The sequence below is a fragment of the Roseateles sp. genome, from assembly GCF_052436255.1.
GTDB lineage: Bacteria > Pseudomonadota > Gammaproteobacteria > Burkholderiales > Burkholderiaceae_C > Pelomonas.
In genome coordinates this window covers 36,355-54,747 of the sequence record NZ_JBQVNP010000017.1, presented here as the reverse complement: position 1 = coordinate 54,747, position 18,393 = coordinate 36,355, and the positions used below count along the sequence as shown (strand labels likewise).

Genomic DNA, 18,393 nt, shown 5'->3' with positions numbered 1-18,393 from the left:
GCGGCCCTGGGCTGGCTGCTGCGCGACTGGGCAGGGCAGGGCTGGCTGCCGCTGATCGGCAGCGCCGCAGCCGTCGCCCTGGTGCATGCCGCCGCGGGCTGGTGCGCGGTGCTGCACCCCGAACACCGCGCCGCCGTGCGCGCCCGCCTGACCCGCGGGCCGACATCGAGCCAACCATGAAGATCCTGCAGATCTGCGAAGACATCCCCGCCCAGCAGCTCGGCGGCCTGGGCAAGCATGTGGTGGCGCTGGGCAACGCGCTGCTGGCCGCCGGGCATGACGTGACGCTGATGGGCCGCAGCGAGCCCGACTACGCCGACTGCGCTGCCGAGATCGGTTTCAACGGCCCCTTCATCGCCGGTTTCGGCAATCCCTTCAAGGGCTGGAAGGAAGGCCCCATGGGCCTGTTCAACCCCTGGAAGCGACCCTACTTCGCCAAACAGATTGCCAAGGCCATCACGGCCCATGCCGCAGGTTTTGACGTGCTGCATTACCACGGTCACCACCCCATGGTGGCGGCCTATGTGCCGCCCGGCCTGCCCTTCATTCAGACCCGCCATGACCAGGGCAGCGAATGCATCACTCACATGCGCTTCCGCGCCGGGGCCATGTGTGAAGCGCTTGATCCCAAGGTTTGTGCGCAGTGCGCCCATCCTTCGCCGGGCCCCGTTCGCACCGTCATCTCCGCGATGGCAGTGCAGCGCTATCGAAATGAGGCAGCTGAGGCTTTCGAGCGCCACCCGGTCATCTTCGTCAGCGACTTCTTGCGCAACAACTTCATGCGTGCGGTGCCTCAAGCAGAGATGAGCAATTCGCGGGTCGTGCACAACTTCGTCGATGAAGCCCGCTTGCACAAGGCTCGACGCGACCCCGGTCAACCGATTCGCTTGCAAGCAGCAGGAAGGCTGGACGGCGCCAAAGGCATCGTCGATCTCGCACGCTTGCTTGCGCCGAGGTTGCCTGAAGGGTGGGAGCTTCACATTTACGGCGATGGCCCGCGTCGGGCTGAGTTGCAGCAGTTGTGCGGCGACCGCATCGTCTGGCATGGCCACGCTCATCAGACCGAGGTGCTGGAGGGCCTTTCGCGCGCTTCAGCGGCGATCGTGCCGTCCTTATGGGAAGAAGCGTTTGGGCTGGTCACCCTGGAAGCCTTGCGTACCGGCCTGCCCTGCTACGCCCTGGCGCGGGGCGGTACGCCCGAACTGGCGCGCTATGGCGCGCATGGTCAGCTGCGCTTGTTCGCAGATCTGGCCTCGTTGGCAGACGGGCTGCTTGCCAGCGCGCCAGCGCCGCTGGAAGTCATTCGCGGTGAATCGGCCGACACGCATCTCCGGATCAACGAACTACTTGAGTTGTATCGCCGCTTGCCGGCACAAGGTTTGCACGCATGAACGGCATGAATGACACAAAAGCGGCGCCGCAGGTCTCGGTCATCACCGTCAGCTTCAATGCGATGGCGGTCCTGCCCGACACGCTGGCCTCGCTGCGCGCCCAGCGCGGCGTGAGCTACGAGTGGGTGGTGGTGGACGGCGCCTCCAAGGACGGCAGCGCCGAGTGGTGTGCGGCGCAGTCGCCCGACGCCTTTGTCAGTGAGCCCGACCGCGGCATCTACGACGCGATGAACAAGGCCGTGGGCCTGGCGCGGGGCGAGTGGTTGTACTTTCTGAATGCCGGTGACCGGCTGGCCGACGAGTGCACGCTGGCCGACCTGGTGGCTGCGGCGCGGCCCGGCGACGGCGTGGTCTATGGCGACGTCGTCTACTTCGGCGACAACGGTGAGCGCCGCAAGCGCTTCGACTGGGTCACGCCGGGCAACCTCGTCTATGGCGACCTCTGCCACCAGGCCTTGCTGGCGCGCCGCCGCTTCTTCACCGAGGTGGGTGCCTTCGACCTGGCCTACCGCTACAACGCCGACTTCGACTGGCTGCTCAAGGTCGTGGCCACCGGCACGGGCATGCGCTATGTGCCGCGCGACGTGGCCTACTTCCACGACGCCGGTGCGCATGTGGCGGCGGCCGAGAAGAGCGAGGCCGAGCGCGACTGCGTGCGTGCGCATCACTGCAGCCCTCGCTGGCGCTGGCTGCTGGGGCACGGGGCCCTGCGTGTGCGGCTGAAGTTGCGCAAGCTGCTGGGCAAAGCCTGAAAGGGATGACAGCGATGCGCATTGCAGTCTTCGCACCCGACTGTCCCTACCCGCCCAACCGCGGCGGCCGGGCCGATGTGTGGCGGCGCCTGCTGGCGCTGGGCCAGGGCGGGCATGAGCTGATGCTGGTGCACCTGTACGAGCCGGCCGGGCCGCTGGCGCCCACGCCGCAGGACCTGGCGGCCATGGATGCCAGGCTGCCACGGCGCTTTGCCTTCCCGATCAAGCGCAGCCCATGGCGCGCCCTCAAGCAGCTGGCCGGCTCGCCCTGGGTGCCCCGCCATGCCGCCACCCGCGTGCCCGAGGGCGACGAGCTGCGCAGCCTGGATGCCGCACTGGACGCCTTCGCACCCGACCTGCTGCTGCTGGAGGGCCCCTGGTTCGGCCAGATGGTCAAGCGCACGGCGCGGCGGCTGGCGCTGCCTTATGCCTACCGCTCGCACAACATCGAGCACCGCTACATGCTGGGCCAGGCACGTGCCGCCCAGCATTGGCGCGACCGCATCGCCTGGCGGCTGGCCTGCATCGGGCTGCAGCGCTATGAGTTCGACCTGATGCGCGGCGCCCGCCTGGTGCTCGACATCTCGCAGGAGGACCGCGCCTTCTGGGCCGCGCGCGGCGTGGCTGGCCGCTGGCTGCCGCCGCTGCCGGAGCAGGCCTTCCGCGACCGGCCGCAGGCGGTGCTGCCCAGCGATCTGCTCTTTTTGGGCAACCTGAGCACGCCCAACAACCTGCAGGGCCTGCGCTGGCTGGTCGCCGAGGTGCTGCCGCTGCTGCGCGCACGCCGGCCCGAGCTTTGCCTGACCGTGGTGGGCTCGCGACCCTCGGCCGAGCTGGTGGCCGAGCTGCAGGCCGCACCGGGTGTGCGGCTGATGGCCGACCAGGCCGACGTGCTGCCCTGGCTGTTTGGCGCGCGCGTGCTGGTCAACCCGGTGGCCACCGGTAGCGGCGTGCAATTGAAGACACTGGACATGTTGATGACCGACGCCCCCATCGTGAGCCGCGCCCAGGGGCTGAGCGGCTTGCCCGAGAGTTTTGCGGCGCTGCTGCGCATTGCCGAGACCCCGGCCGCCTTTGCCGACGAGGTGTGGGCGGCGCTGCACGCACCTGCGGACGCCGACCCCGCCCGTGTGGCGGCACGCCGCCTGTTCACCCCCGCGGGCGTGAACGAGGCGCTGCAGGCCGCCCTTGCCCAGGAGGCCGCATGAGCGCAAGCGCCCACCGCCCGCATGTGCTGGTGGTGCATTCCTCGGCCGAGCTGTATGGCTCGGACAAGTCGCTGCTGGACCTGGTGCAGGCCAGGCGGGCGGAGTTCGAGTTCACCGTCGCGCTGCCCGAGGAAGGGCCGCTGATCGCGCTGCTGCGCGCTGCGGGTGCGCGCGTGGCCGTGATGGACGTGTGCAAGCTCAGGCGCGACATGCTCAGGCCTTCGGGCCTGCTCGCGGTCTGGCGCAGCACGCGGCGTTGCGTTGCGGCGCTGCAGGCGCTGGCTGGAGACCGGCCGTTCGAGCTGGTCTACTCCAATTCGATGGCGGTGCTGGGCGGCGCCTTTCTGGCCCGGCGCGCGGGCCTGCCGCATGTGTGGCATGTGCGCGAGATCGTTGCGAATTCGCGCGTGATGACCTGGGGCTTTCGCGGCCTGGCCCTGTGGCTGGCCACGCGGCTGGTCTGCAACTCCGGCGAAACCCGTGCGTGGATTGCCGGCCCCGGCCTGGGCGGGCGCTGCGAGGTGATCTGGAACGGCGTGGATGCGCCCGTGTCAGCGGATCGGCGCGAGGCCGAGCGCCAGGCGCTGGGCTATGCGCCCGATGATCTGGTGTACTGCTTTGTCGGACGGCTCAATGCCTGGAAGGGGCAGTTGCTGGCGGTGGAGGCCTTCGAGCGGCTGCAGGCGCGCCGCCCGGGGCCGCAGCGCCTGCTGATCGTCGGGTCGGCCTACGCGGGCCAGGAGCATTTCGAGGCCGAGCTGGCGGCGCGGATGGCGGCGTCGCCCTGCCGCGACGCCATCCAGCGGCTGCCCTTCCGCGACGACATCGACAGCATCTGGCAGGCATCCGACGTGGTGCTGGTGCCGAGCCTGGAGCCCGAGCCCTTCGGCCGGGTGGCCATCGAGGCCATGGCCCATGCCCGCCCGGTCATTGCCGCCGGCCACGGCGGGCTGGTGGAAATCGTGGAGGACGGGCGCACCGGCCTGCTGTTCCAGCCTCGCGACGCCGATGCCCTGGCCACCGCCATGCAAAGCCTGGCTGCCAACCCCGGGCTGCGGCTGGGCATGGGGGCTGCGGGTCGCGTCCGGCAGTTGACCGTGTTCTCCGTGGCCGCCTATGCCGCAGGCATGGCGCGTGTTTTCAAGCAGATGCTGACTCGTCGTACACAGGCATGAACACCTCCCGTCCTACCCTTCGCATCCTGGGCATTCGCGGTGTGCCGGCAGCGCATGGCGGCTTCGAGACCTTCGCCGAGAGACTGGCGCTGGACCTGGCGCAGCGTGGCTGGCGCGTCATCGTCTACTGCCAGCAGCAGGGCAATGAGCCGCTGCGCCAGGACGTCTGGCAAGGTGTCGAGCGCGTCCACATCGCCGTGGCCGGCGACGGGCCCACCAGCACCATCCGCTTTGACTGGCAGTCCACGCTGCATGCCGCCGGGCATCGCGATCTCTGCCTGGTGCTGGGCTACAACACGGCGGTCTTCATGGCCGCACTGCGGCTGCGTGGCGTGCCCACGGTCATCAACATGGATGGCATCGAGTGGAGCCGCGCCAAATGGGGGCCGGTGGCCAAGACCTGGTTCTGGCTCAACGAGCGGGCCGGGGCCTGGCTGGGCGACTACCTGGTGGCGGACCATCCGGAGATTGCCCGGCACCTGGCCACGCGCGCGTCGGCGAGCAAGATCCACACGATTGCCTACGGCGCCGACCGGATCGCCCAGGCCGACGCCGAGCCGGTGCGGCGCCTGGGGCTGGAGCCCGGCCGGTACGCCAGCGTGATTGCGCGCCCCGAGCCGGAGAACTCCCTGCTGGAGATCGTGCGGGCGTTCTCGCGCAGCCGCCGCGGCAGGCAACTCGCGGTGCTGGGGAACTATTCGGCGGCCAATGCCTATCACCAGGAGGTGCGCCGCAGCGCCAGCGACGAGGTGCTGTTTCTCGGCGCGATCTATGACCAGGCGGTGGTGGGCGCGCTGCGCTTTCACAGCGCCGTCTACGTGCACGGCCACCGGGTCGGGGGCACCAACCCCTCGCTGGTTGAGGCGCTGGGTGCCGGCAATGCCGTCATCGCCCACGACAACCCGTTCAACCGCTGGGTGGCGGGCCCGGGCGCCGCCTACTTCGGCAACGAGCAGGTGCTGGCGCAGCACTTCGATGCGCTGCTGGACTCGCCGCAGCGCCAGCAGGCCATGCAGCAGGCCAGCGTCGAGCGCCACCAGGCCGCCTTCCGGTGGCCCGACATCCTGGCCCAGTACCGCAGCCTGCTGGAGCGGGCCGGGCGCTTCACTTGACCGCGGGCTGCTCCTGGATTTGCGCCTCGAAGCTGGCCGTCTTGCCCCAGGCCTCGTAGTAGACCGACTGGCGGCGCTTGGGTACCGGCACGGTCGGGGCCGTGCCGATATGGACGAGCTGGCGGGCCGGCCCCTTGACCCGCATCACGTAGGTCTTGCTGCCGCAGCTCAGCGTCAGTGACCAGAGGCCGTCCGACCCCGTGGTGTAGCGCTTCACGGCCGCCCACTGCTTGAAGCCGACCGAGCCCGGCAGGGCCTGCGCGGCCGTCGATTCGGTCAGGCCAGCGGAAGGATCGACACTGCAGTCGGTGTTGAAGACCACGCCCAGGCGCCGGTCGGTGACGGCGTTGGTGAAGATGGTGCTCTGCTCGGCAAAGCCGGTGTTCGTGACGCGGTAGGTGCGCGTGACCGACACGCCGGGCTGGTAGGCCGACTGCTGCACGCTGAGGAAGGCCCGGGCAGGATCGAAGGCGAGCACGTCGCCGGGTGCCCACTTGGTCTGGCCGAGCCCGTCGATCAGCGGCACGTTGTTGCCGACGCCGGTTGCGAAGTAGCCCTTGTGCAGCGGTGACGAGTACGACACTGTGCCCGGGTCGACGGCAATGGGCGTGCTGCCATGGAACAGCTCGAAGTTGGTCAGCTCCTCCTGCGAATGGAAGCCGTTGACCTGGCCGTAGTGCACGAACGCCTGCCAGTCGCCCGAGCGCAGCACGGCCTGGCGCATCGCCGTGAAGTGGCGCGACGTGACCGGGGGCAGGGTAGGTGCCTTGGCCGGCACGGCTTCGGGCGGGTCGATCAGCGACTCCCAGGTGCGCGTCTTGCCAGCTTCGGCCAGGCCCCAGTAGGTGGGAAGGACGCGGTAGAGCTCACCGTGCACGGCCTCGGAGATGGGCTTCTGCGTCTTCACGCTGTCGGCCGGGTTGGGCAGGGTCCAGTTGTCGAAGCGGTAGTCGAGCATGCCCAGGGCCAGCTTCAACGAGGCGTCGCGCTCGACGGTGAATTCATCGCTGCGCCCCTCCAAGGAGGCCTGCGTGAGCAGCTTGGCGAGCACGGCCAGCACGTAGTTGTTGTACTCGAAGGTGCCTTCGACCCAGACGTTGTCCACCGTCACGCCATAGCGCAGGATCGCGCGTACCGCCTTGGGGCCGATCAGGGCGGCTTCGAGCAGCGTGCTGTCCTTGTAGCGCAGGGCGATGGCGGCGCGGGCGGCTTCGTGCCACAGCGCGATGTTGGTCATCTCGGCCATGCTGTAGCGCAGGTTGTCCGCCATCGGCATGAAGAGGGCGGTCTTCCAGCGGGTCGCGCGGGTGGCGGCTACGTAGCCGTCGAGCAGGCGCACGACATCGAGCAGGGAGAACGCGTCCACCGCCTCGTCCAGGCCCTGCTTGTACATGCGGCTGCGGCCGTCCTTGGTCTGCAATGGCCACTTGGCGTAGTTGTCGGCGTAGAAGTCGAGCTGCTGCGCAGCCCAGTCGGCGTACTTGGCCTCGCCGGTGGCTTTGTAGATGCGCGCCGCGGTGCGCATCTGCTGGACGTTGTAGCCGCGGCCGTAGGCGACCCACGCGGCTTTGAATGCGATCTCGGCGACGGTCGTGCCAGCAGCCGGCTCGGCGCTTGTTGGCGTCCAGCTCATGCCCCCGCCGGTCTTGGGGTCCACATAGTCGTGGATCCAGCCGCCGATGTAGTCAGGCTTCTCGAAGCCGCGCGTGATCCAGGCGTCGACCTTGTTCTTTTGATAGGCGATCCAGTCGCGCACCTCGGCCCTGCTCTTGTACTCAGTCTTCACGCGCGTCCACTCTTCGCGTGCCTCGCGAAATCCGTAAAAGGCGCCACGATCCGGCTGAGCGAGCTGCACCACGGTGGAGGCGCTGGTCTTGACGCCGTCGCCGGACCGCAGATCGCTTACCACCAGACGCTCGGTGGAGGCCATGACGCCGGGCAGCGATGCTGCGGAGACCAGTGCCGCTGGTTCAGTTGTCGTCGCTGCTGCGGCAGCACTCGACGATGTGCTGATCGCGTCGTCGAACGCGCTGACGAGAGGGATGGGTCCGGCCACGGCGGCCGAAGGAGCGGGCTCGGTCGATACAACCGCGGCGCTGGCCGCCCCCACAGTGGAAGCCGCGTTGGCGGCAGCCGGCGCAGATGCCGCCACCTGCGCAGACGCGCTTGCCGGGTCGCTCGGCGCTTGTGCCGTCGTGGATGCTTGCGGTGCCTCGGCGGCACCGCCGCAGGCGGAAACGCCCAGGATCAGGATTGCACCGTTCAAGGCCTTGAACAGCCGACCGTGCATGAGGGATATAGCCATGGGCATTCCAGCAAACTACGACTAAGGGCAGGGAAGGGATTTTCCTTGCCCGACATTTGCCATGCGTGGGCAGCCAGCGCTAAAACGGCAACGGATCACGGTCGCGGGCGGCGCGGCATGCCGCCGCGCCCGTTGGTCAGGAACGCTGGGGTTCTCGGGTACTGGACGCCTGCGGTCAACGGCGTGCCGGCTTTGCCGCCGTCACTGCGCTGCGTCGGCCGGACGTCGGTGCAAGAGCATGCCCACCGTGCCGAGTCCGAGAAGCAGTTGAAGCCATGTCACCGGCTCGGGCACGGCACTCACCCTTAGGAGGGCCGAGCCGACTCTTCTAGACGCAAAGGCATGCTCGATGCTGCCGTTCATGGCATTGGCAAAAGACGGCGTGTCCGGATTCGCCACCGGATCGGTTTGGTAGGCAATTTCGGCTAGCCATTGCACATGGGGCCAGTCGGGATGCACCGTTTGAGTGATGGCACTGACGCCGACCAGACCCCATGACCAGTTCTGGCCAGGTCCCCAAAGGTTCACGAGGTTTTTGATGCCGTCGTGAGCATTCGATTTGGCGTCGGCGAACAGCGCGTCGACCTGTATCACGGACGCAAATGAGAAGCCGTCGAGGTCCCCACCATGAAGGCGTGCAGTCACGGCATCGTAGGACTGGCCCAGCGTGTGGCTCACGCGCAGCCACTCCAAGCCCGTGGCGGTGTCCCTCACCAGCAGCCGATCACCGGCGGCTTGCCAGTCGACGGCAATCAGTTCGGCTTGCGCCGCTTGCGAGCAGGCGGCGGCTGCATAAAGGACGATCACGGCTTTTGGCCACGACATGGAAACCCCCGCAGGACTCAGTCGGGGAATTATTTGGCGGGCGACCAGTCCATGGCACCCCTAGCTGCTGGCCTGCGGCCGCCGCGCGGCGCTCCGGCCGCGCGCACGGGACCGTCTGAGCGATCCCGAGGCCGTCTTAACGGCGCCAAGCAGAATTGGCGCGCAGGTAGAGCTGCGAGGTGCCAGCGGCAAGGGTCTGCGGCATCGTGATGGCGGCGCCGTCTGCGCCAGCCACATTGCAACCAGCCTCCCAGCCCAGCGTGGCGCATGTGACGGTGCGCGCTGCGGTCGGTGAGGCGCTGACAACGGTGCCCCAGTCGGCGATGCTCGAGAAGGCGAAGCCGGTGATCTCACGTACCGAGACCGAGTCGAAGCTGACCGCGGTGCCAGGCGTCTTGACCTGCAGGTTGACGCGTGACGCGGCGTTGGACTTGGGTGTAAAGAAGGCTTCGTAGCGAATGACTTGACCCGCACTGCCATTCAGGCCCACAGAAGTGGAGTACGCGCCCGAGGCCATGTTGTCCCAGGGTGTGACACTGCGGCTTACATAGGGCCAGCCCAGCGTCGCGGCGCCGTGCAGCGTGGCGGTGTAGGCGTAGAGGTGGGGCTTGCCGGCATTCATCGTGAACTCGGGGCTCGCGACCCAGTCAGCGGCGGTGCCGGAGCGCATCGTGATGCAGTTGCCGCTACAGCCGGCAGCACCCGCCGCCGAGGCGTTGATGACGCTGCCACCGGTACCCGTGTTGCTGAACCAGCTGGTCCAGTTGCCCAGGCCGCTGTCGAAATTGCCACCTGGCACCAGTTCGGGGCCCAACATCAGCTGGTACAGGGCGAAAGTCATGGGCGTCGCGGTGTTCGCATCGAGGCGATTGAACGTCGCCCAGGTGGCCGAGCTGAGCTGGACATCCTCGGTGTTGGAGCGCAACCAGGCATGCACGCCGTCAAGGCTACCGTCGAAACGCACGACCTGGTTGCCCGTGAAGGTGTTGGCACCCGAGCTGATCGACGTGGCGGCACCAAAGTTGTTGAAGAACCAAATCGGAAATGACTCGCTGAAAGTGGGCAGCGCGGGGAACTGGTTCACCGCCGACTTCACGGGCACGATCTGATTGGTGCGGAAGACGTTCCCGGTCAGGTAGTCGCGGTCGGTTTGGTCGTTGACTGCATAGATCGCCGCCTTGCTTGGCATCCAAACTCGATTGGACTCAATGACGTTGTTCGAGCCGTTGCGCAGTTTGATGCCGAAGGGCATGCCGCTGATGGCGTTGGCGCGCACCGTGACGCCGTGCGAGAAGTCGTCGAGGAAGATGCCCGACACGACGTCGATGCCGGGGCCGACAGCGCCTTCGATGTTGGCGACGCCGCCCTGCACGTTGTTGCCCTCGATGGTGGAACGCTGGCCGCTGCCGGTGAGCTTGGGACCGTTCCAACTGTAGATACCCCCGCAGTCCGACAGGCGCACGCAATAGCGTGCAACGCTGTTGTTCCTGACCGTGCCGGCGCCGGAGCCCGAGAAGCGGATGCCGTGGTAGGCCATGCCCTCGACAGTGTTGTTCACAATGTTGGCCCCCTTGCCACCCTCGATGGCCGCGTGAGTCCACCCGGCGTAGCTGATGGTGCCCGTGTCTGTGACGGCGTTGTCGCTGATCATGGAGGCGCCGCCGAACTTGGCATCGATGCCGTACATGAAGTTGTTGTTGAAGCGACTGTTGCGGATCGTGGCGCCGGGCAGTGCCTCGTCCTGTACCACCGACACGCCAGATTCGCCGTTGCCGCCCGCGTCGATACGTTCTACGGAGGCGCCGCTCGCGTTGTGTAGCACCAGGCCGCTGACGCGGGCCATCTGCAGCGCGAGGTCGCGCACGCCGACATTGGCGCGGCTGCTGATGCGCAGCGCGGTGTCGCGCACGCTGCCTTCCACGTTGTGAGTGTTCAGGTCGGCCTGGGCAGCGGTAGCGGCGGGATAGACGTACAGGCGGTTGTTTGCGGTGTCGTGAAAAAACTCGCCCGCTGCATCGAGCATCCACAGCTTGTCTTCAAGCACATAGCCCTCGCCAGCGTCCATGGTGAACTCGGTGCCGCTGCTCAGGGACAAAGTGCCGGTGCCCGCCGTGTAGCCCGAGATGCGGCGCGACTCGATCATCCAGGCCAGCGTGCGGGTATGGACGGCGGCGCCGGCAAGGTCCTTGTCGGCCAGGGCGGCCAGGTCGCCGCCCGCGACGCGAATGCTCCACCTGGCGCCGCCACCTTGCGAATGCACCAGCGCATAACCCTGGGAATTGGCGGTGGCATTGGGCCAGCGTGCGGTGGCCTGCGAGCTGCCGTCGACGAACAGGCGTTTGATCTTGGGCGTCCCCGCCGGCACGGCGCGCGACCAGACGTTGCCGCTTTTGGTCCACCCGCCGTTGAAAAGGTCGGCGCCTGAGATCGTCGCCTTGGCCGTGGTGCATTCGCTACCGTAGCCGACGACGTTGACGCCGTTCGCCAGCTGGATGGTGTCCAGAGACAGGGATTCACGCCAGACGCGGCCGCAACGCAGAAAAACGCTCTGGCCGGTTGTTAGGCGGACTTCGGTGACCTTGCGCAGCGTCCTCCATGGCAGGACCTCGGTGCCGGGGTTGCTGTCGTTGCCATTGACGGCGTCGACATAGACACCTGCACCGGCCCCGGCATTGGGGGTGCCGCCAGGCAACTGGAAGCGCAACGCTCCGTTCCAAAACAGGCCTTCCTGACCAGGGATCGTGTCGACCCCGTCGAACGCAGCGCTCCCGGCGCCACGGTCGAACACCGTGCCGCTGCTGGTGGACGCGTAGCTCTGGCCATCCACGCGGATTGAATTGACCCACAGATTGCGGTCGACGCCGCCAGCGACGGCGTCGTTGGTGTAGACGATATCGACGGCGCTGCCGGGCCCCAGGCCCGCCACGCTGTAGCTGTAGTCCTGCAGCGTCGTGGAGCGCACTTCGGTGGTCGCGACGAGCAGGCCATTGACGCGCACTTCGACCATCGGGCCCACGTTGCCGGCGAGGACACCGCGTGCCTTCACGACCAGGGTTGCGGAAGCTGCCGCGGTGCTGCCTGCGCTGACTGCCAACGGCTTGGCCAAAGGCTGCGCTGCGTTGAATTGACTCGCAGCGGCAGTGTCAGGCACGGCGCTGGTCGTAGCGGTTGCGCTGGCGGCGCCTGCCGCGGCCGGGCCGGCGTCCGCGCCACCGCCACCGCCGCCGCCGCAGGCTGTCAACAGTGCAGCCGAAATGATCACGCCTGCAAGCGCACCATGATCGGCTCGAGAGAACAAGTTGCGTAGCTTCATGGGAACCCTGGGAGTTGGCGCCGGCAGGACGACTGGGGGGCCGGCGCGATGAAAGAATTGTCGAACCAGCCCCCAAAACGCTCAGTGCAATAACTCGCGCTTTGAGGTGCGTGCAGGTAAGGCATTGCAACGGGCGGGCACTCCTACCAGCGCAGCGGGCCACGCGAGCCGCGAGGCAGTCATAGCTCCAGGCGACGGCCGCGCTACCCGCAGTTCACCGCGGCTCCGCAGCCAGCGTCGCCGAGTGGGCCGGGAGCCTCCTGAGGGAGAATGCGGCGCCTTGGCAGGGCGCTGTCTCGGCGCCGGCCTGATTTCATCCTCGGGAGAGTTCCTTGAAAGTCCTCGTCACCGGCGCAGCCGGCTTCATCGGCATGCATGTCAGTCAGATCCTGCTGGCGCGTGGCGACCAGGTGGTTGGCCTGGACAACCTCAACGACTACTACAGCCCCCAGCTCAAGCATGACCGGCTGGCGCGCCTGACGCCCAAACCGGGCTTCAGCTTCGTGCACATGGATGTGGCGGACCGAGCCGGCATGGCCAAACTGTTTGCCGATGAACGCTTCGACCGCGTTGTGCACCTGGCCGCCCAGGCCGGCGTGCGCTATTCCATCGAGAACCCGCACGCCTACATCGACAGCAACATCGTCGGCTTCACCAACATCCTGGAGGGCTGCCGCCACAACGGCGTGCAGCACCTGGCCTACGCGTCGAGCTCCAGCGTCTACGGCGGCAACACGCTGATGCCGTTCTCGGAGCATCACAGCGTCGACCATCCCATCAGCCTCTACGCCGCCACCAAGAAGGCCAACGAGCTGATGGCCCACACCTATTCGCACCTGTTCGGCCTGCCGACCACGGGGCTGCGCTTCTTCACGGTCTACGGGCCCTGGGGCCGGCCGGACATGGCGTTGTTCCTGTTCACCAAAGCGATCATCGAAGGGCGTCCCATCAACGTGTTCAACCACGGCAAGATGATTCGCGATTTCACCTATGTCGACGACATCGCCGAGGGCGTCGTGCGCGTGCTGGACCGCGCCGCCACGGCCGACCCCGCCTACGACCCCGCCAAGGCCGACCCGGCACGCTCCAGCGCGCCGTATCGCGTCTTCAACATCGGCAACCACGCGCCCATCGAGCTGATGAGCTTCATCCAGGCCATCGAACAGGCCGTGGGCCATGAGGCACAGAAGAACTTCATGCCGCTGCAGGATGGCGATGTGCCGGCTACGCATGCTGACGTGGAGGAACTGGCGGCCTGGACGGACTTCCGTCCGGCGATGCCTGTACCAGAAGGTATTCAGCGTTTTGTCGCCTGGTATCGGGACTACTACAAGCTGTAATCCCACGGGCCTGTCATGGGCCTGCGTTAAAAACGGGTGAACGTTTTTTGTACGAGGACAGCGAATGAAAGTCACCGCCATCGGCACCGGCTATGTAGGCCTGGTGACCGGCGCCTGCCTGGCCGAGATGGGCAACCACGTGGTCTGCCTGGACGTGAACCCCGAGAAGATCCGCATCCTCAACGACGGCGCGATTCCCATTCACGAGCCAGGGCTGCTGGAAGTGGTGCGCCGCAACGTGGCTGCGGGGCGGCTGCAGTTCACGACCGATGTGGACCTGGCGGTAAACCACGGCACGCTGCTCTTCATCGGCGTGGGCACGCCCCCTGGTGAAGACGGCTCGGCGGACTTGCAGTATGTCGTGGCTGCCGCCCGCTCCATCGGCAAGCGCATGACTGACTACAAGGTCATTGTCGACAAGAGCACGGTGCCGGTGGGTACGGCTGACCAGGTGCGGGCGGCGATCAAGGAAGAGCTGGCCCAGCGTGGCCTGGCGGACATGGCATTTGCCGTGGTGTCCAACCCCGAATTCCTGAAGGAAGGCGCGGCGGTTGAGGACTTCATGAAACCCGACCGCATCATCGTGGGCTCCGACGACGACCAGGCCACGCTGCTGATGCGCGCGCTGTACGCGCCGTTCAACCGCACCCAGGACCGCATGCTGGTCATGGACGTGCGCAGTGCAGAGTTCACGAAGTACGCTGCTAACGCCATGCTGGCCACGCGCATCAGCTTCATGAACGAGTTGGCGCTGCTGGCCGAGAAGGTGGGCGCGGACATTGAGCTGGTGCGCCGCGGCATCGGCTCGGACCCGCGCATCGGCTACCAGTTCCTCTACGCCGGGGCCGGCTATGGCGGCTCGTGCTTTCCCAAGGACGTGAAGGCGCTAGTGAAGGCTGCGGCTGACAGTGGCATCACGCTCCAGGTGCTGACGGCCGTGGAAGAAGCCAATGAGCGCCAGAAGCGCGTACTGGTCGACAAGGTGGTGGCGCGTTTTGGCGAAGACCTCAAGGGCCGCCGTTTCGCCGTCTGGGGTCTGGCCTTCAAGCCCAACACCGACGACATGCGTGAGGCGCCGTCCCTGGTCGTCATCGACGAGCTGACGCGACGTGGCGCCACCGTGGCGGCCTATGACCCGGTGTCGATGGCCGAAACGGCCCGCGTGCTCGGCCCTCGCGATGACGTGGCCTTGGTCGACCGGGCCGAGGCCGCACTGCAGGGTGCGGACGCACTGCTGATCGTGACCGAGTGGAAGGAGTTCCGCACGCCGGACTTCGACGCCATCAAGGCGTCGCTGAAGGCACCCGTGGTGTTCGATGGCCGCAACCTCTACGACCCCAAGCTGATGAAGGCGCTGGGCATCGAGTACCGGGGCATCGGCCGGGGCTGAGTCCGCCCTGCAGAAACGAAAACGCCCTCGGCCGGAGGGCGTTCTTCATGGCGCTCAGCCGAAGGTCCTGGCCTCGCCCAGCAGCGGAGCTGCCACGTCCTTGGCCGACAACTGCGGCGTGATGCCGTCCAGTGGCCATGCGATGCCGATGGTGGGGTCGTCCCAGCGCACGGCGCCCTCGCACTCGGGGGCGTAGCGGCCACTGGTCTTGTAGAGAAAGTCGGCCGTCTCGCTGATGACGACGAAGCCATGCGCAAAGCCCGCCGGAATCCACAGCTGGCGCTGGTTCTCGGCCGACAGCTCATAGCCGACCCAGCGGCCGAAGTTGGCGCTGGAGCGGCGCATGTCCACGGCCACGTCGAAGACCGCGCCCGACGTGCAGCGCACCAGCTTGCCCTGGGCATGTGGATGCAGCTGATAGTGCAGGCCGCGCAGCACGCCGCGCGAGGAGCGCGAATGGTTGTCCTGCACGAAGTGCACGTCGTAGCCGAGGGCGGCGTTGAAACGCGCCTCGTTCCAGCTCTCCATGAAGAAGCCGCGGGCGTCGCCGAAGACCTTGGGCTCGATCAGCAGGACTTCGGGCAGGGCGGTGGGAGTGACTTGCATCGTGTTCAGAAGACCTTCTCGGTCAGCACCTTGAGCAGGTACTGGCCGTAGCCGTTCTTGGCCAGCGGCGTGGCCAACGCCTGGAGCTGGGCGGCATCGATCCAGCCGGCGCGGAAGGCGATCTCTTCCGGGCAGGCGACTTTCAGGCCCTGGCGCTTTTCCAGCGTGGCGATGAACTGGCCGGCTTCCATCAGGCTGTCATGCGTGCCCGTGTCCAGCCAGGCGTAGCCGCGGCCCATGATCTCGACGCTGAGCTGGCCGCGCTTGAGGTATTCGGCATTGACGTCGGTGATCTCCAACTCGCCGCGCGGGCTGGGCTTGATGTGGGCGGCGATGTCGCAGACCTGCTCGTCGTAGAAGTACAGGCCCGTGACGGCGTAGTTGCTCTTGGGCGCCTTGGGCTTTTCTTCGATGGACAGGGCCCGCTTGTCGGCGTCGAACTCGACGACGCCATAGCGCTCGGGGTCGTGCACGTGGTAGGCAAAGACGCTGGCGCCGCCATCGCGGCTGGTGGCATTGCCGAGCAGGCCGGCGAAGTCGTGGCCGTAGAAGATGTTGTCGCCCAACACCAGTGCGCTGGGATGGTTGCCGACGAAGTCACGGCCGAGGATGAAGGCTTGCGCCAGGCCGTCGGGGCTGGGCTGCACGCAGTAGCTGATGTTCAGGCCCCAGCGCGCGCCGTCGCCCAGCAGGGCCTCGAAACGGGGAATGTCCTGTGGTGTGCTGATCAGCAGGATGTCGCGAATGCCCGCGAGCATCAGCGTGCTCAGTGGGTAATAGACCATCGGCTTGTCGTACACCGGCAGCAACTGCTTGCTCAAAGCCAGTGTGGCCGGGTGCAGGCGGGTGCCGGACCCGCCGGCGAGGATGATGCCCTTGCGGCTTTTCATGGACGACCTCGGAAGATTTCGCTCAAAGAATTTCAGTCAGCATGCGCTGGACGCCCTGCTGCCAGCTCGGCAGCCGCAGGCCAAAGCGCTGCTGGAGCTTGGCCGTCGACAGGCGCGAATTCAGCGGCCGCTTGGCGGGCGTCGGGTAGTCGCTGGTCGGGATGGCCAGGACCTGGTCAGGCGCCACCTTGATGACTTTGCCTTGCTGGCGTGCGAACTCGATGACAAAGCGGGCGTAGTCGTGCCAGCTCGTCTCGCCGCCGGCGACGGCGTGATAGGTGCCGGTCAGCGCGGGGTTCGCACGCGCGGCGCGCAGCATGTGCGCCGTCAGGTCGGCCAGCAGGTCTGCGCCAGTGGGCGCGCCGATCTGGTCGGCGATGACCTTGAGCTGCTCGCGCTCGGCGGCCAGGCGCAGCATGGTCTTGGCGAAGTTGCCGCCGCGGGCGGCATAGACCCAGCTGGTGCGCAGGATGAGGTGCTGGCAGCCGCTGGCGCGGATGGCGTCCTCGCCCTCGGCCTTGGTGGCGCCATAGACGCTCAGCGGCGCGATGGGCGCCTCTTCGTCACGCGGCTGGTCGCCGCTGCCATCGAAGACATAGTCGGTCGAGTAGTGCACGAACAGCGCGCCCAGGCGCTTGGCCTCGATGGCCAGCAGGGCAGGCGTCGTGGCGTTGATCTGGCGGGCCAGATCCGGCTCGCTCTCGGCCTTGTCGACAGCGGTGTGGGCGGCGGCATTGACGATGACCTGCGGGGCCAGGCGCTGCACGGCGGCCAGCAGGGCTTCGGGCTGCGTGAAATCGCCGCCGTCGTCATGGTCCATCGCGACGACCTCGCCGGCCACGGCCAGCGAGCGCTGCAGTTCCCAGCCGACCTGGCCACCTTTCCCGAGGAGAAGGATCTTCATGCTGCGGCGTATTGCTGGCTGATCCAGTCGCGATAGGCGCCGCTCTGAACACGGGCGACCCAGTCGGGATGGTCCAGATACCACTGCACCGTCTTGCGGATGCCGGTCTCAAAGGTCTCGGCCGGCCGCCAGCCGAGTTCCCGCTCGATCTTGCGCGCGTCGATGGCATAGCGGCGGTCGTGGCCGGGGCGGTCCTTCACGTAGGTAATGAGGCGCTCATAGGGCCCCGCCGGGTCGGGCCGCAGTTCGTCGAGCAGCTGGCAGACGATCTTGACGATGTCGATATTGGCCTGCTCGTTCCAGCCGCCGATGTTGTAGGTCTCGCCGAGCTTGCCGCCGGCCAGCACGGCGCGGATGCCGCTGCAGTGGTCGGTGACGTAGAGCCAGTCGCGGATCTGCTGGCCGTCGCCGTAGACGGGTAGAGGCTTGCCCGCCAGCGCGTTGACGATCATCAGCGGGATCAGCTTCTCGGGGAAGTGATAGGGGCCGTAGTTGTTCGAGCAGTTGGTCGTGACGACCGGCAGGCCATAGGTGTGGTGCCAGGCGCGCACGAGGTGGTCGCTGGCGGCCTTGCTGGCCGAGTAGGGGCTGTTGGGCTCGTAGGGGTTGGTCTCGGCGAAGGGCGGGTCATCGGCCTTCAGCGAGCCGTAGACCTCGTCGGTCGACACATGGTGGAAGCGGAAGGCCGCCTTCGCCTCTCCTTCCAACCCGCCCCAGTAGGCGCGGGCGGCTTCGAGCAGGGTGAAGGTGCCGTCGACATTGGTCTTCATGAAAGCGCCCGGGCCGCTGATGGAGCGGTCCACATGGCTTTCGGCGGCGAAGTGGACGATGGCGCGCGGCAGGTGCGTGGCCAGCAGGCTGTCGATGAGGGCGCGGTCACAGATGTCGCCCTTGACGAAGGTGTGGCGTGCGTCCCCATCCAGGCTGCTGAGGTTGTCGAGGTTGCCTGCATAGGTCAACACGTCGAGGTTGACGACGGGCTCATCGGACTGGCGCAGCCAGTCGAGCACGAAATTGCTGCCGATGAAGCCGGCGCCGCCGGTGACGAGGATGGTCATGTCAGTTTTCCGCTGGGCGTCGACGTGGAATTCGCGGGCAGAGCGCCGGGCCGCTCCCAAGCCGGCCCGCACTGGCGATGTGCTTGCCGGTCAATCCGGCAAGCATCGCCGACCCCGCGGGGGA

Annotated in this window: 15 protein-coding genes; 8 read left to right on the top strand and 7 right to left on the bottom strand. The window is 67.1% G+C overall.

The window, feature by feature from the left end:
- From ACT6S0_RS06605 to ACT6S0_RS06580, 6 genes are all read left to right on the top strand, one after another.
- A partial coding sequence (locus tag ACT6S0_RS06605; RefSeq protein ID WP_444763097.1) for a hypothetical protein occupies positions 1-180 on the top strand: 180 nt, incomplete at its 5' end.
- Positions 177-1,391 carry a glycosyltransferase family 4 protein gene (locus tag ACT6S0_RS06600; RefSeq protein ID WP_444763096.1) on the top strand — a complete coding sequence of 405 codons (1,215 nt, stop codon included), beginning with the start codon at positions 177-179 and terminating at the stop codon, positions 1,389-1,391. The genes ACT6S0_RS06605 and ACT6S0_RS06600, both read left to right, overlap by 4 nt.
- 5 nt (positions 1,392-1,396) lie before the next feature.
- Positions 1,397-2,143: a glycosyltransferase family 2 protein gene (locus ACT6S0_RS06595; protein WP_444763095.1), complete on the top strand. Its 747-nt coding sequence runs from the start codon at positions 1,397-1,399 to the stop codon at positions 2,141-2,143.
- 14 nt (positions 2,144-2,157) lie between these two features.
- Positions 2,158-3,351 carry a glycosyltransferase gene (locus ACT6S0_RS06590; RefSeq protein WP_444763094.1) on the top strand — a complete coding sequence of 398 codons (1,194 nt, stop codon included), beginning with the start codon at positions 2,158-2,160 and terminating at the stop codon, positions 3,349-3,351.
- Positions 3,348-4,526 (top strand): glycosyltransferase family 4 protein, encoded by a 1,179-nt coding sequence (locus tag ACT6S0_RS06585; protein WP_444763093.1) that lies wholly within the window; start codon positions 3,348-3,350, stop codon positions 4,524-4,526. Before ACT6S0_RS06590 ends, ACT6S0_RS06585 begins: the two co-directional genes overlap by 4 nt.
- Positions 4,523-5,638 (top strand): DUF1972 domain-containing protein, encoded by a 1,116-nt coding sequence (locus ACT6S0_RS06580; RefSeq protein ID WP_444763092.1) that lies wholly within the window; start codon positions 4,523-4,525, stop codon positions 5,636-5,638. Before ACT6S0_RS06585 ends, ACT6S0_RS06580 begins: the two co-directional genes overlap by 4 nt.
- On the opposite strand, the gene ACT6S0_RS06575 is transcribed toward ACT6S0_RS06580, so the two are convergent.
- The 3 genes from ACT6S0_RS06575 to ACT6S0_RS06565 form a co-directional block, all read right to left on the bottom strand.
- Positions 5,631-7,943: a heparinase II/III domain-containing protein gene (locus ACT6S0_RS06575; RefSeq protein WP_444763091.1), complete on the bottom strand. Its 2,313-nt coding sequence runs from the start codon at positions 7,941-7,943 to the stop codon at positions 5,631-5,633. The genes ACT6S0_RS06580 and ACT6S0_RS06575 overlap by 8 nt on opposite strands.
- A gap of 201 nt (positions 7,944-8,144) precedes the next feature.
- Complete coding sequence (locus tag ACT6S0_RS06570; protein ID WP_444763090.1) at positions 8,145-8,768, bottom strand: hypothetical protein; 624 nt, start codon at positions 8,766-8,768, stop codon at positions 8,145-8,147.
- Between the two features lie 136 nt (positions 8,769-8,904).
- Positions 8,905-11,814, bottom strand: coding sequence for a right-handed parallel beta-helix repeat-containing protein (locus tag ACT6S0_RS06565; protein WP_444763089.1), 2,910 nt, complete (start codon positions 11,812-11,814; stop codon positions 8,905-8,907).
- Between the two features lie 599 nt (positions 11,815-12,413).
- Here ACT6S0_RS06565 and ACT6S0_RS06560 point away from each other — a divergent pair.
- Positions 12,414-13,421 (top strand): NAD-dependent epimerase, encoded by a 1,008-nt coding sequence (locus ACT6S0_RS06560; RefSeq protein WP_444763088.1) that lies wholly within the window; start codon positions 12,414-12,416, stop codon positions 13,419-13,421.
- A 64-nt stretch (positions 13,422-13,485) separates the two neighbouring features.
- Positions 13,486-14,811 (top strand): UDP-glucose dehydrogenase family protein, encoded by a 1,326-nt coding sequence (locus ACT6S0_RS06555; protein WP_444763087.1) that lies wholly within the window; start codon positions 13,486-13,488, stop codon positions 14,809-14,811.
- Between the two features lie 54 nt (positions 14,812-14,865).
- Here ACT6S0_RS06555 and rfbC read toward each other — a convergent pair whose 3' ends face one another.
- The 4 genes from rfbC to rfbB are packed head-to-tail and all read right to left on the bottom strand — an operon-like array spanning position 14,866 to position 18,269.
- Positions 14,866-15,417 (bottom strand): dTDP-4-dehydrorhamnose 3,5-epimerase, encoded by a 552-nt coding sequence (gene rfbC / locus ACT6S0_RS06550; protein WP_444763086.1) that lies wholly within the window; start codon positions 15,415-15,417, stop codon positions 14,866-14,868.
- Positions 15,418-15,422: 5 nt separating this feature from the next.
- Positions 15,423-16,307: a glucose-1-phosphate thymidylyltransferase RfbA gene (gene rfbA / locus ACT6S0_RS06545; RefSeq protein ID WP_444763085.1), complete on the bottom strand. Its 885-nt coding sequence runs from the start codon at positions 16,305-16,307 to the stop codon at positions 15,423-15,425.
- A 22-nt stretch (positions 16,308-16,329) separates the two neighbouring features.
- Complete coding sequence (rfbD, locus tag ACT6S0_RS06540) at positions 16,330-17,211, bottom strand: dTDP-4-dehydrorhamnose reductase (RefSeq protein WP_444763084.1); 882 nt, start codon at positions 17,209-17,211, stop codon at positions 16,330-16,332.
- The gene (rfbB, locus tag ACT6S0_RS06535; RefSeq protein WP_444763083.1) at positions 17,208-18,269 is read right to left on the bottom strand and encodes a dTDP-glucose 4,6-dehydratase; all 1,062 of its coding nucleotides are present in this window, start codon (positions 18,267-18,269) and stop codon (positions 17,208-17,210) included. The genes rfbD and rfbB overlap by 4 nt, the downstream gene beginning before the upstream one ends.
- Positions 18,270-18,393 lie beyond the last annotated feature (124 nt).